Origin of the sequence: Paenibacillus sp. FSL L8-0436, from assembly GCF_038593025.1 — a bacterium.
Classification (GTDB): domain Bacteria; phylum Bacillota; class Bacilli; order Paenibacillales; family Paenibacillaceae; genus Paenibacillus_AQ.
Genome location: NZ_CP151955.1, coordinates 628,525 through 641,586 on the forward strand (window position 1 = coordinate 628,525; position 13,062 = coordinate 641,586).

Annotated in this window: 11 protein-coding genes; 8 read left to right on the forward strand and 3 right to left on the reverse strand. The window is 51.4% G+C overall.

The window, feature by feature from the left end:
• Positions 1-25 precede the first annotated feature (25 nt).
• From NSS79_RS03005 to galU, 6 genes are all read left to right on the forward strand, one after another.
• On the forward strand, positions 26-658 hold the full coding sequence (locus tag NSS79_RS03005; protein WP_342438229.1) for a hypothetical protein: 633 nt from the start codon (positions 26-28) through the stop codon (positions 656-658).
• Between the two features lie 94 nt (positions 659-752).
• Complete coding sequence (locus NSS79_RS03010; protein WP_342438230.1) at positions 753-1,565, forward strand: aminoglycoside phosphotransferase family protein; 813 nt, start codon at positions 753-755, stop codon at positions 1,563-1,565.
• A gap of 24 nt (positions 1,566-1,589) precedes the next feature.
• A complete protein-coding gene (locus tag NSS79_RS03015) occupies positions 1,590-2,135 on the forward strand; it encodes a DUF1697 domain-containing protein (RefSeq protein WP_342438231.1) in 546 nt (181 codons plus the stop codon).
• A 364-nt stretch (positions 2,136-2,499) separates the two neighbouring features.
• Positions 2,500-4,659, forward strand: a complete 2,160-nt coding sequence (locus NSS79_RS03020) for a glycosyltransferase family 39 protein (protein ID WP_342438232.1) — start codon at positions 2,500-2,502, stop codon at positions 4,657-4,659.
• A gap of 82 nt (positions 4,660-4,741) precedes the next feature.
• Positions 4,742-5,725: a glycosyltransferase family 2 protein gene (locus NSS79_RS03025; RefSeq protein ID WP_038585510.1), complete on the forward strand. Its 984-nt coding sequence runs from the start codon at positions 4,742-4,744 to the stop codon at positions 5,723-5,725.
• An 18-nt stretch (positions 5,726-5,743) separates the two neighbouring features.
• Positions 5,744-6,679: a UTP--glucose-1-phosphate uridylyltransferase GalU gene (gene galU / locus NSS79_RS03030; RefSeq protein ID WP_342438233.1), complete on the forward strand. Its 936-nt coding sequence runs from the start codon at positions 5,744-5,746 to the stop codon at positions 6,677-6,679.
• Between the two features lie 556 nt (positions 6,680-7,235).
• Here the strand turns inward: galU and NSS79_RS03035 are convergent.
• The 3 genes from NSS79_RS03035 to NSS79_RS03045 all read right to left on the reverse strand — a co-directional run bounded on the left by NSS79_RS03035 (position 7,236) and on the right by NSS79_RS03045 (position 10,262).
• A complete protein-coding gene (locus tag NSS79_RS03035) occupies positions 7,236-7,802 on the reverse strand; it encodes an FAD-dependent oxidoreductase (protein WP_342438234.1) in 567 nt (188 codons plus the stop codon).
• Positions 7,803-7,944: 142 nt separating this feature from the next.
• On the reverse strand, positions 7,945-9,579 hold the full coding sequence (locus tag NSS79_RS03040) for a HAMP domain-containing sensor histidine kinase (protein WP_342438235.1): 1,635 nt from the start codon (positions 9,577-9,579) through the stop codon (positions 7,945-7,947).
• Positions 9,576-10,262: a response regulator transcription factor gene (locus NSS79_RS03045; RefSeq protein WP_076112818.1), complete on the reverse strand. Its 687-nt coding sequence runs from the start codon at positions 10,260-10,262 to the stop codon at positions 9,576-9,578. Before NSS79_RS03045 ends, NSS79_RS03040 begins: the two co-directional genes overlap by 4 nt.
• A gap of 480 nt (positions 10,263-10,742) precedes the next feature.
• Between NSS79_RS03045 and NSS79_RS03050 the strand changes: the two genes are divergently transcribed.
• Together NSS79_RS03050 and glgD are read left to right on the forward strand one after the other, a co-directional pair.
• Positions 10,743-11,906, forward strand: a complete 1,164-nt coding sequence (locus NSS79_RS03050; RefSeq protein ID WP_038585522.1) for a glucose-1-phosphate adenylyltransferase — start codon at positions 10,743-10,745, stop codon at positions 11,904-11,906.
• Between the two features lie 23 nt (positions 11,907-11,929).
• Complete coding sequence (gene glgD, locus NSS79_RS03055; RefSeq protein ID WP_342438236.1) at positions 11,930-13,033, forward strand: glucose-1-phosphate adenylyltransferase subunit GlgD; 1,104 nt, start codon at positions 11,930-11,932, stop codon at positions 13,031-13,033.
• Positions 13,034-13,062: the final 29 nt, after the last annotated feature.

The following is a 13,062-nucleotide window of genomic DNA, read 5'->3' on the forward strand; positions in this document are numbered from 1 at the left end:
CGGATAACGGGAAGGAGAAGGCATTATGAGTGTATCACGTATCGTTATGTCCTCACATTGGGGCAGGGAAGTCAGACATAAATATGTGGCCCAAGGCGAAGCGAAGGCACTGGCTGTCGTCTTTCCGGGGAAGGATTATTCCGTGGAGCGCTCGCTGCTCGATTATGCGGCCAAGGTGGCCCGGGAACATGGCTGTGATCTGCTGCTGCTGGAGTACGGCTATCAGAGTGCACGGGCGGACTTTAAGCGCGAAGACATGGATATCGTTATAGAGGAATGCAAGGCGGCGATTGCTGCGCTTCCTGCACTTCCCGAATATGAACAGCTGCTGTTCATCAGTAAAAGCATGGGTACGATCATAGCCGGAAGAGTGGCGGCTGAAATGGGTGTTCAGCAGAAAACCTCCCATCTTTATTTGACACCGCTTGTAGACTCCATCCCCTGGATAAAGCAGAGCCGGGGCAGCATGATCTACGGCGGCAGCGATCCGCTGTTCAATGAACAGCATTCCGCCGAGATCACCGGACTGCAGAATATCAGGGTATACAGGATCGACGATGCCAATCATGCGCTGGAGGTAGGCAGTGTCAATGAGTCGCTGGCGGTGCTTCTGGTGATTATTAATTTCTATCATGAATTTTTCCGCGATGCATTGTAGCATTGAATAGCCATCTAATCTATCTCAAGGAGTGGATCAAATGATATAGGATTTGAACGTATCCATTTGGAATAAACGGGAGGCGTAACATAAGATGCAGGGGAAGCAGGTTGGAAAAGGGCGAACGGCAGAGGTGTGGGAGCATGGCGAAGGAAGAATCATTAAACTCTACAACGGGGACATCCCGGAGCCGTATGTAGAACGGGAATATCTGGTCAGTAAATATGTATTTGAACAGGGTCTCTGCACTCCTGAGCCGCTGGAGCTTGTCGGGATTGACGGACGTAAAGGAATCGTATTTCAGCAAATTCAGGGCCGTTCCCTGCTGGGGATGATCAGCGGACAGCCCTGGCAGCTTGGCAAATATGCCAAACAGATGGCTAGACTGCATAATAACCTGCATCAGCTGGAGGGAACAGAAGACTTTGGCCAGCAAAAGGCGGAGCTGAGAAAAAGCATTATTGCAGCACCCATGCTCACCATGGAGGAGAAGTCGGCGGTGCTGGACCACCTGGAAGGACTTCCGGAGGGGAATAAGCTGTGCCATGGAGACTTTCACCCCGACAATGTGCTTATAAATGAACAAGCCTGGATCATCGACTGGATGACCGGTATCATGGGGAATCCTGCCGGTGATGCGGCGCGTTCGGTGCTTCTCTTCAGTATGGGCGCCATGCCTCCGGGAGCCTCACAGTTGACGGAATTCGTTATAGGTTTCATGAGACAAAGGCTTACCAAAGGATATATCCGGGAATACCTCGCATTGTCGGGGCAATCCTATGCCGCAATAGACAGTTGGATTCTACCCGTAGCGGCGGCGCGCCTTGTTGAGGGTGTTCCTGTGCAGGAGAAGGAGCAGCTTGTCCGGGAAATCCGTAAACGTCTGAGCAAGAGTTCGGCCATTTGAATTACCGATGGGAAGAGGTGTGTTATGACTACATATATTGCGCTGCTGCGCGGCATTAATGTCGGCGGCAACAAAATCATTAAAATGCAGGATTTGAAAAGCATGTTCCAGGCACTGCACTTTGAGCATGTCCGCACCTATATCCAGAGCGGCAATGTTGTATTTGAAAGCACAGAGGGTTCAGGTCATCAGCTTGCTGCAGTGATCGGAGAGCAGATACGGGAAACCTTTGGTTTTGATGTATCCGTAATTATCCGCAGTCTGGAAGAGCTGGAAGCAGCGATTGCGGGCAACCCTTTTCAGCTTACGGAAGCTAACGAGTTCAAGCGGCTGTATGTCTCCTTTCTGGCTGATGAACCTACGGCAGAGGCACTGGAGAAGCTGCGTCCCTACGAGGATGGAGCGGATAAGGTGCGGGTAACAGGCAAGGAGATGTACACGCTGTATGAGGTGAGTGTGAGCCAATCGCCGCTGTTTAAGGTTCAGCTGGACAAGCTTCTCGGGACGCCTATTACCGCCCGCAATTGGAACACGGTAAACAAGTTGGCTGCATTAGGACGTTCGGTTTAGAATGCAAATCACGTAATTATGGTTTTGCGGTTTATGCAATCTGCTGCATTTATGTACATAGCAGTCTTTAAACGAAGCCCTGGATTCCGGGGCTTTTTTTTGATGTCTTGATAGGTTTCCCCTCTGAATCTTCCTTGTATTACTCGCAGAAAAGAATCCTTCGGCGCGATATCAAGTACCGCCAGCACCCGGAAGCCTGCGTTATTTGGAAGGCTATGCCGCTCTCCTAGCTTTCAGCAAACATTCAGCCACATTTCATTATGAGTTAAGGTACGGATGCAATAATACAGCTAATCAAAGATTGGGCCGGGGGGCAGAGCACTGCCGGAATGATTGAGTTATAGAGGAATGGGAGTGGAGAGAGATGAGACTGCTTAAGAAGCTGGGTTCAGATGTTGTGCTGTTGTGCATCTTGCTGCTTGCAGCGTTTCTGTACGGCTATGGAATCTGGAATGATCAATATGTAAATACGTACTATACCACTGCGGTGGGCAGCATGATGCAGAGCTTTCACAATTTCTTCTTCGCATCGCTTGACTCTGCAGGTTCAGTAACGGTGGATAAGCCGCCGGTTACATTCTGGATTCAGACGGTCAGCGCCTTGATCTTCGGGCTGCATGGCTGGAGCGTCATCCTGCCTCAGGCACTTGGCGGGGTAGGATCAGTGCTTCTCGTATACCTGATGGTCAAGCCAACCTTCGGCAGAACCGCGGCGCGGTTAGCGGCACTGGCCATGGCTTCCACACCGGTAGCCGCTGCTGTCAGCCGGACGAACAATATTGATGCCATGCTGGTGTTCACGCTGCTGCTGGCAGCATGGTTTCTGTTCAAAGGAACAAAGGCGAATAGAATCGGCAGTCTTCTCGCTGCATTTGGGCTAATCGGAGTTGCCTTCAATGAGAAGATGCTGCAGGCATATATGGTTTTACCGGCATTTTATCTCTTTTATATTCTGGCCGGCAAAGTGAACTGGAAGAAAAAAACCGGGGTGTTGGCAGCCTGCACCGCAGTACTGCTGGCGGTTTCGCTCTCCTGGGCCGTCATTGTCGATTCCATTCCAGCGAGTAAACGTCCCTATATGGGCAGCAGCGGCACCAACTCGGTATTAAATCTGGCCTTTGGATATAACGGGGTATCCCGTTTAACCGGTGACCGCAGTACTGGCGGCGGTGGCAGCGGTGGAATGCCAGCCAATGGCGGCGGAATGTTCGGCAGTGGCGGTGAGATGCCGGCGATGAACGGTGGGATGCCGGCGTTAAATGGCGAGATGCCGGCGATGAATGGAGCTGATGGCGAACGAAGTGACGGCCGGGGGACACCTCCGGGCCAAACTGACGGCTCTGCCAACGGAGGTCAATCCTCCGGGGATGGCGGAATGCCGGGGCAGGCACCGGGAAGTCGAACGGATGATGGAGGACGGCAGTTCGGCGGCGACAGGAGCCAAGGCAATCGCGGCGGCATGAACGGCGGGGGTGGCGGAATGTTCAATACGGGGACAGCCGGTCCCCTGCGGCTGTTCCAATCCGCTCTGTCCGGTCAATCCAGCTGGCTGCTGCCATTCGTATTGTTCGGGTGCATCGGTATCTTTGCCAGCCTGCGCAGAACAAACTTTACGCAGAAGCATAAGGAAGCACTGTTCTGGCTGGCTTGGCTGGTGCCGGTCATGGGATTCTTCAGCATCGCCGGATTCTTCCATCAATATTACCTGATTATGATGGCACCGCCGATTGCAGTGCTGGCTGGAGCAGGCTGGTCCCGGCTCTGGAGCTATTACAAGGAACGTTCAACCTGGCTTTCCTGGCTGCTGCCGCCGGCAGTTCTCACAACAGCGGTTTTTGAATGGTACATTATTCATCCTTATGACGATACCATCGGCAAGGGTTGGGCGATAGGGGTTCTGGCAGCAGGAATGATTGCCGCCCTTCTGCTCTTAATTCTTCGAATAGTTAAAGATAACAAAAAGCCATTTGCACAAGCTGCAGCCATCGCCGGACTGCTTGTACTGTTGATCGGACCGCTCTACTGGGCATTTACACCGATCACCTATGGCTTGAACAGCATGACCCCTGCAGCAGGACCAGACAGCAGCGACAGCCGTGGAGGCGGGGGCATGGGCCCAGGTGGAGTTGGAGCTGGAGGCGGCAGAAACAGTACCTCTGGTGTGAACGAGACTCTGCTGGCCTACCTGAAGGAGCATAATACCGGTGAGAAGTATCTGTTCGCCGCTATGGATTACGGAACGGCAGGCCCTTACATTATCGATGAAGGTGAATCGGTTGTGATCCTGAACGGGTTCAACAGTTCGGATGTGCCTTATACGACCGACACCCTGAAGGCGCTGGTAGAGAGCGGCAAAGTGAAATACTTCCTCGTTACCAGCGGCGGTATGGGCGGCGGACGCGGCGGCAATTCCGAAATCACGAGCTGGATTACCGAGAACGGTAAAGAGGTGCCGTCAGCTGATTGGCAAGGTACAGTGACAGGCAGCAATGGCGGAACCTTGTACGAGATTACCCTGGATTAATTCTGTTTGCCGGATATACGTGAAGCGCGCCGCATTACTTGTCCGGCGCGCTTCATCACTACAATTTGAGGAGGAGCTGCTCATGGGCTACAACGTGCGCTATTCCATAATTATACCGATGTTTAATGAAGAGGCAGTGATTCAGGAGACATACCGCCGGATCAAAAAAGTGATGGGAACGACAGGTGAGCCGTATGAACTGCTCTTCGTCAATGACGGCAGTACTGACAACTGTGCGCAAATGATTGAAGAATACAGCTACTGGGATGAAAGTGTGAAGCTGATCGACCTTTCGCGGAATTTCGGGCATCAGATCGCGATAACCGCGGGTATGGATTATGCACTGGGGGATGCGGTGGTCATTATCGACGCCGATTTGCAGGACCCGCCGGAGCTGATTCTGGACATGATTACAGAGTGGAAGCAAGGTTATGAGGTTGTATACGCCAAGCGGATCAAACGCCGCGGCGAGTCCTTGTTCAAAAAGTGGACGGCAAGCGCCTTTTACAGAGTGCTGCGCTACTCTACGGACATCTCGATCCCGGTGGATACCGGAGATTTCCGGCTCATTGACCGCAAGGTCTGCGATGAGCTGAAACGTCTGCCGGAGAAAAACCGTTTTGTACGCGGCCTCGTCAGCTGGGTAGGCTTTCGCCAGAAGGCGATCGAATATGAACGCGATGAACGGCTCGCGGGAGAAACCAAATATCCCCTCAAGCGGATGCTCAAGCTGTCTCTGGACGGCATCACATCCTTTTCCTACAAACCGCTGAAGCTGGCGGGCTACTTGGGAGCGTTGCTGTCCGCATCCGGGTTTCTCTACCTTATGTATGTGCTGTACCTGGTGCTCTTTACGGACGAGGCTGTTAAGGGCTGGGCGTCGATGATCGGCATTACCTTGACCTTCAACGGATTCGTGCTTATTATGCTGGGCATTCTCGGTGAATATGTCGGCCGGATTTATGATGAGTCCAAGGGCCGTCCACTCTATATCGTCCAGGAATTCTATGGCGGCAAAAAGCAGCAGGATGTGCGGGAGCGCAGAATGGCTCCGCTTAACAAATAACGAAGGGAGCGATCCAACGTGAAAATCAGAAAAGCTGTGATTCCCGCCGCCGGTCTGGGCACGCGCTTCCTGCCGGCTACCAAGGCCCAGCCGAAGGAAATGCTGCCCATTGTGGATAAGCCGGCGATTCAATACATCGTAGAGGAAGCGGTCCGCTCCGGTATTGAGAGTATTATTATCGTAACCGGCCGCAACAAAAAATCGATTGAGGATCATTTTGACAAATCGGTGGAGCTGGAGCAGACCTTGCTGGAGAAAGGAAAACTGGACCTGCTCCGCGAGGTGCAGGGAATCAGCGAGCTGGCAGGCATTCATTACATCCGGCAAAAAGAACCGCTGGGGCTGGGTCATGCCATTCATTGTGCAGAGCAATTTATCGGAGATGAGCCGTTCGCGGTGCTGCTCGGTGATGACATTATGGTGTCCGAGCCTCCGGCACTCTCGCAGATGATGAGGCTGCATGAGCAGGCGGAGAAGACGATTGTCGGTGTTCAAAGGGTGCCAAGGCAGGAAGTCAGTAAATACGGGATCATTGCTTCAGGAGGTTCCATAGACGGTGTACATGCCGTAAGCGGACTGGTGGAGAAGCCTGTGCCGCAGGCCGCGCCTTCGGAATATGCGATTATGGGCCGGTATATTTTGCAGCCTTCGATCTTTTCGGTGCTGGCTAGACTGGAGCGCGGAGCTGGCGGTGAATATCAACTGACGGATGCTTTGCATGAAGTGTGCCGGAATGAAGGGCTGCTGGCCCTGGATCTGCAGGGCAAACGTTATGATATTGGCGACAAGTTCGGGTACATTCAGGCCACGCTGGAAATAGGGCTGCAGCGGGAAGCGTTGCGGCCGCAGCTCCTGCCGTATTTACGCAAGCTGCTCGGAAGCCTGGAGGGCAGAGAGGAAGCTCAGGCTGTATTGGGGAGTACGGCAGCAGGCAGAAGCAGCCGCATCCTTTGATGCTGAAGCCGGGGCAAACATCAGGCAGACCCAGTGTAAACTTAATAGGCTGTTCCGGATAATGATTGGCGTACAGCCATCATAATTTGGAGCAGCTTTTTTGTGCAGATCTCCCAATCGAAACTGTATATATTACAATTTTAGAATTGTCACGTGTGCCCTTTTCTGCTAAAGAAAAGTGGATCGTTGCCCCCGCTATCACGTCGCAGTATAGAGAACGGGTAGGTGATCCGCATGAAGATTATTATTTGAACGCTTGAGTGAACGTAGTTGTATTTACTACAGCTATTTGGTGCGTTAAGGGCCGATTTTAGAGTATAAGTGTATTGGGTACAATTAAAAATTGTGAACCGTGGCGGTTCAGTGGAATTTCGTGAAAATAAATGTACAGAGTGCAACTACCTCTTCGTAGGCCGCTAAACGTGGGGGAATAGCTGTACAAACTGCAATTATCGGATGAAAAAGGCCAACCGCAATCGCGGCTGGCCTCAATCCAGCTAAGAGAGGGACTCTTGAAGCGAAGTATCCGCCCGCTGTCCCTCGCGTATGAATATAATTATGCCTTCAGCAGATCGTGATCGACATATCTTGCACCGTTCAATTCACTGATGACATTAATGGCGACCTTCGCGCCGTCACCTGCGGTAATAATAGCATGCACGCTTATTCCGGCAACGGCTCCGGCGGCCCAGATGCCTTCGATATTTGTTTTGCCTTCGGCGTTGACGGCTACCACGGTCTTGATTCTTGGCTCCGTGCCATCCTTGGTTTCCACACCGGCTTTAGCAGCCAAATCGGTCAGGACGCCTGTAGCCAGAATCACATGTTTCGCTTCATAAGTGGCACCGCTCTCGCTTTCAATGACAAAACCTTCACTGCCGGCGGTAAGACCGACAGCTTGATCAGCCACTAATTCCGCCCCGAATTTGACGGCTTGCTTGTGTCCGGTTTCCACGAGGTCGGGACCGCCGATTTCGGAGATTCCATAAAAATTCTCATACCACCCTCTGCGGGTCATTCCTTTGTCATTGTCAATCAGCAGCGTTTTTTTGCCCGCTTTGGCGGCGAAGAGGGCTGCACTGGCACCGGCTGGCCCGGCTCCGATCACGGCGATTTCATACATGAATTCGACCTCCTAAAAGTTTTGTGAGCCTAACATCATTGAATCGACTTCGTACAAAACTCACTTCGAAAGCATAGGCTTAAGTTTTGTGAGCCTAACATCCTTTTCACACACTATTATAACGTTGATTACACTATATAAGCTAATCCAGCAAGCAGGGAAGAGTGACTTTAAAGACAGTGCCTCCACCGAGAGTACTCTCCACGCTGATGTTCCCGTTATGTGCATCCACAATAGACTTTGTAATGGACAATCCAAGGCCCGAACCGCCGTATTTGCGCGTGCGCGAGGAATCGCTGCGGTAGAAGCGGTCGAACACATGGGGGAGATGATCAGCAGAGATACCGGAGCCGTTGTCCCCGACAGTCAGCGTTGCTTCGGTGTCCCGGGCGTGCAGGGAGATATGGATCGTCCCCTGGTCGGCATCCGTATGCTGCACGGCATTGTGGAACAAGTTGAGAATGACCTGTTTGATTTTGTCAGGATCATACATGCCGCGGATGCCGTAAGAAATATCGAAGTTGACCTTGCGGTTCGCGGCCAGCACCAGGAGCTGCGGCTGCATCTCATCGATGACTTCACCCAGCAGCAGGTTCTTGACCCTTAGCTGAGGCGCGCCGTCCATACGGGCCAGCAGGAGCAGGTCTTCGACCAGCTTATTAATCCGTTTGGATTCACCGTGCATGCTGTTCAGTGCGCCGTAAAGCTGGTCTTTATTATCCGCAGCCCCCCGCAGCAGCACCTCCAGGAAGCCGTGAATCGAAGTGAGGGGAGTCCGCAGCTCATGGGAAGCATCGGCGGCGAAACGCCGCATCTGTTCCTTGGCTTCACGTTCATTATGGAACGAAATTTCCAGACGCTCCAGCATTCCGTTGAAGGACTGGGACAGTTTGTCGATTTCTGTCTGTCCCTGGTTGACGGGGAAGCGTACGTCCAAATTGCCTGCGTCGATGATTTGCGCGGCTTCGCCCATATTGGATAAGGGAACCAGTGTTTTGCGCAGTGCAGGCAAATACAGGAACAGCCCGGCCAGCAAAGCAATTACCGCCAAGCCGGCGAAGATCATCAGCTGCTGCATGATTACATCTCTCAGCGGGCCGGTGGCTACGCTCATTTGCAGCAGCATTTTGGGTGCACCCGGCTTGCGCAGATTCATGAACACGGCCAGGTGTTCACTACCATCCTCAGCGGTTATCAGCCGGTATTCACCCGTTTGTTTGTCCGTAGTATGTTTGAGCAGCTCATCATACTCTTTGTTCGTCATTCTTGGAGCGGCAGAATCGGAAAGCGTATCCTCCTGGAAATCCTTGAACGTGCCGTCCGGGCTATAGATGGCGATTGTTGTATGGGCATCCAGCAGGAGAGGACGCCTCTCTCCGCCCATCCGCTGCCCGTCCGGGCTGGTGTTCTGGTTCTCCCCGGGTGCTGCGTTACCGCCGCTCGTGGCGGGGCTGGCACCAGGCAGTTCCGGCTTAACCATCCCTGGTGTGCCTGTTGTCCAAGAAGGGTCTGAAGCGCCTGAAATACTCAAGTCAGCCGGAGTACTGTTCCCGGAATTGAGAAACGTAAAATAGAACTCACGCGGCACGGACCGCAGCTGCGTTTCCATGGATTCCGCCCGGTTGGTGTAGATGAAGTTCCGCATCAGCACATACTGCAGCACACCGATCAGCAGCAGCAGCACGGACAAAATGATGAGTGAGATGGCCAGCAGCTGCTTGCGCAGGGAACGCGGAGACGGGAGTCTGCTGATGAAGCCCGAGAGGCGGGCAATCATACCAGGTCCACGCGGTATCCTGCGCCGCGCAGCGTGCGGATAATCTTATGCTCTTTATCGCCAAGCTTCTCGCGGAGAGAACGGATATAGACCTCCACGATATTTTCCTCACCACCAAAATCATATCCCCATACCTTGTCCAGAATCATCGGCTTGCTCAGTACAAGGCCATGATTGATGACCAGGTATTGCAGCAGCTCATATTCGGTAGGGGACAGCTCCAGAACCTCTTCCTTGTGGCGGATTTCCTTGCGGCGGCCGTCAATCCGGAAGGGGCCGCAGCGCACCTCCCCAAGCAATCCCGGGAACTGATTGCGCAGCCGGGCCTGGATCCGGGCCAGCAGCTCGTCGAAGCTGAACGGCTTGACCATATAGTCGTCAGCCCCGATGGACAGGCCCTTGACCCGGTCGTCTACTTCGTCTTTTGCAGTCAGCATGATGACCGCAATCTCCGCTTCTTCTGAACGCAGGTAGCGGCAGACCTCAAAGCCGTCCATGCCCGGCATCATCACATCCAGAATGGCCACATGCGGTTTGAAATCGGCAGCAATTGCGATTGCGCTGACACCGTCAGGTGCAGTCATTACTTCAAATCCTTCGTTCATCAGACCCAGTTCCAGAAACTGCAGGATATGAGGCTCGTCATCTACGAGCAGTAGTCGCACGCCTTGGGCAGCTTTCATGAGTAGTACCTCCGTTTACAGTAAAAGATAGTTCAGTATGACACATTACGTTGAACGTTTGCTGAAAGAAGCGTCGGCTTAAGTTCAATATCAGATTAGAATTTTTAGTTCATGGTTAATCATTCTGGTTAATCTAATTATAAGAAATATAAATGTTATTAATAAGGAATGTACTTACAATTTAAGGTTTTTGGAACTCAATAAAGGGTTTTGACGGCGACTCTAGAACACTTTACAATAAGGATAGAAACCCGGTTTTTGGAGAGCCTTTCTCATGAATCCGGCAACTTGTCCCGATATCAGGTGTCCCCCCCGTTTGTTAACCTTATCCAAATTTCCTATCAAGCACATTTCTTTCATTTTACTTCTTGCTGGTTCACTTCTTTTTGAATTCTATCTTGGGTCTATTTCGCACCACCAAACTTCATTCAACCTTATTTATTACATGCTTTACTACCCATATGTCAAGGAGGCTCTTCCATGAAGAAAAAAGAAATGGTAGCCATGCTATTGGCGGGAGGCCAAGGGAAAAGGTTGAAGGGATTGACCAAAACGCTTGCCAAGCCCGCTGTTTATTTTGGGGGAACTTACAGAATCATCGACTTCCCCTTAAGCAATTGCTCCAATTCAGGTATTGATACAGTTGGTGTGCTCACTCAATATGAGCCGCTTGTACTGCATTCATACATTGGGGTAGGAAGTGACTGGGATTTGAACCGTAAGGATGGCGGTGTATTTGTATTGCCGCCGCATGAACGGGAGAATGGAAGCAGCTGGTACCGGGGAACGGCTGATGCAATTTACCGCAATCTGAAATTTGTTGATCAATTTGATCCGGAGCATGTGCTTATACTTTCCGGCGACCATATTTACAAAATGGATTACAATGCTATGCTGCAATATCACAAATCTAGAAACGCTGACTGCACCATCTCGGTCATTGATGTTCCGCTCGAGGAGGCCAGCCGCTTTGGCATTCTTAACACAGATGAAGATCTGAAGATTTATGAGTTTGACGAGAAGCCGGTGAAGCCAAAGAGCACGCTGGCGTCGATGGGCGTTTATATTTTCAAATGGGAGGTCCTCCGCAAGCATCTGCTGGAAGACGGGGAGAATGCAGACTCTTCCCATGATTTCGGCAAAGATATTATTCCTCTGATGCTGGAGGACGACAAATCCCTTTTTGCCTATCCATTTGAAGGCTACTGGAGGGATGTAGGTACAGTGGCCAGCCTGTGGGAGGCCAATATGGATTTGTTAAGCGATCATCCGCCGCTGAATCTGAATGATCCCAATTGGCGCATTTTCACCCGCAATCCGAATCAGCCGGCACAATATGTAGCTCCTGGAGCGAAGGTATCGAGCTGCATTATTAATGAGGGCTGCATCGTGTACGGAGAGGTGAAGCATTCGGTGCTCTTTTACGGTGTGGAAGTGGGAGAAGGCAGCGTCATTACCGACTCCGTCATTATGCCCAAGGTTAAGATCGGCAAGAATGTACGGATCCATAAGGCTATCATCAGCGAAAATACGGTAATCGAGGATTATATGGAGATCGGAGTCGATCGGGAGAATGAAGACGAAATCCTGCTGATCGATAATCGGAGCAAGAAACGTAAATCAGTTGCAGCCAAAACCATATAACCATTAGAGGACGGTGAACCGGGATGAAAAAGCTTATGGGCGTAATCAATCTTGATCATGAACTGGATAAATTAAATGAGTTGACCTATTTCCGCTGCGGTGCTGCGGTGCCTTTTGCCAGCCGCTACCGGCTAATCGATTTCGTTCTTTCCAATATGATGCGGGCAGAGCTGGAAAGCGTTGGACTGTTTGTCCGCCGTAAATACCGTTCACTGATGGACCATCTCGGCGACGGCAAGTCCTGGGATATGAACCGCAAGCACGGAGGACTGTTTATTTTGCCGCCCGACTGGAATGATCCGACAGATACCTCGCTTGGGGATTTGCAGCATTATCATAACAATCTGGATTTCTTCAAACGGGCCCCGGCCAAATATATTGTGTTCTCCGGCAGTCAGCATATCAACACTGTGGATTTCCAGGAGGTGTTCCAATACCATCTGGAGAAGGGCGCGGATGTAACGCTTGTCTACAAAACGGTAGACCAGCTGCAGCCTGAGCATGATCCCTGCCTGCGTGTTGAGATAGACGAAGAGAATGCGGTTACGAATATTCATCATGAGAAGGACCATCACAATGTGTATCTGGATATTTTCATCATGGAGAAAAAAATGTTCCTGGAGCAGGTAGAACATTGCATCGCCCATGGCGAGAGTTTCTTCTTCCGCGATGTAATCCAGAAAAATCGGCACAAATTCAAAATTGCCGCCTACGAGTACAAAGGTTATCATGCAGTGATCAATTCGCTGGAAAGCTATTACAAAAATAGTCTGGAGCTGCTCCGCCAGGACAATTATTTCAGCCTGTTCAAGGAGAATCCGGTGCAGACCAAGATTAAATATGAAGCGCCAACGCGTTATCTGGACAGCGCAGAGGTCAGCAACTCCCTGGTGGCCAACGGCTGTATCATTGCCGGAACTGTGGAGAACAGCGTGATCTTCCGGGGTGTGCAGATCAAAGAAGGCGCCCGAATCATCAATTCTGTCATCATGCAGAAATGTGTAATTGAAGAAAATGCCGTGATTGAAAATGTCATTATGGATAAAGATGTACACTTAAGCAGAGACCGGATTCTGGTCGGAGATAACAAACGTCCATTTGTTATAGCCAAGAGCAGCAAAATTTAACCTCAGGATCAGTTGAACCGGGCAGCACC

Excerpts from the sequence above, each read along its gene's own strand:
- NSS79_RS03025 (WP_038585510.1), top strand. The coding sequence starts at position 4,742 with ATGGGCTACAACGTGCGCTATTCCATAATTATACCGATGTTTAATGAA.
- NSS79_RS03010 (WP_342438230.1), top strand. The coding sequence starts at position 753 with ATGCAGGGGAAGCAGGTTGGAAAAGGGCGAACGGCAGAGGTGTGGGAG.
- NSS79_RS03040 (WP_342438235.1), bottom strand. The coding sequence starts at position 9,579 with ATGATTGCCCGCCTCTCGGGCTTCATCAGCAGACTCCCGTCTCCGCGT.
- NSS79_RS03015 (WP_342438231.1), top strand. The coding sequence starts at position 1,590 with ATGACTACATATATTGCGCTGCTGCGCGGCATTAATGTCGGCGGCAAC.
- NSS79_RS03020 (WP_342438232.1), top strand. The coding sequence starts at position 2,500 with ATGAGACTGCTTAAGAAGCTGGGTTCAGATGTTGTGCTGTTGTGCATC.
- NSS79_RS03050 (WP_038585522.1), top strand. The coding sequence starts at position 10,743 with ATGAAGAAAAAAGAAATGGTAGCCATGCTATTGGCGGGAGGCCAAGGG.
- glgD (WP_342438236.1), top strand. The coding sequence starts at position 11,930 with ATGAAAAAGCTTATGGGCGTAATCAATCTTGATCATGAACTGGATAAA.
- NSS79_RS03045 (WP_076112818.1), bottom strand. The coding sequence starts at position 10,262 with ATGAAAGCTGCCCAAGGCGTGCGACTACTGCTCGTAGATGACGAGCCT.
- NSS79_RS03005 (WP_342438229.1), top strand. The coding sequence starts at position 26 with ATGAGTGTATCACGTATCGTTATGTCCTCACATTGGGGCAGGGAAGTC.
- NSS79_RS03035 (WP_342438234.1), bottom strand. The coding sequence starts at position 7,802 with ATGTATGAAATCGCCGTGATCGGAGCCGGGCCAGCCGGTGCCAGTGCA.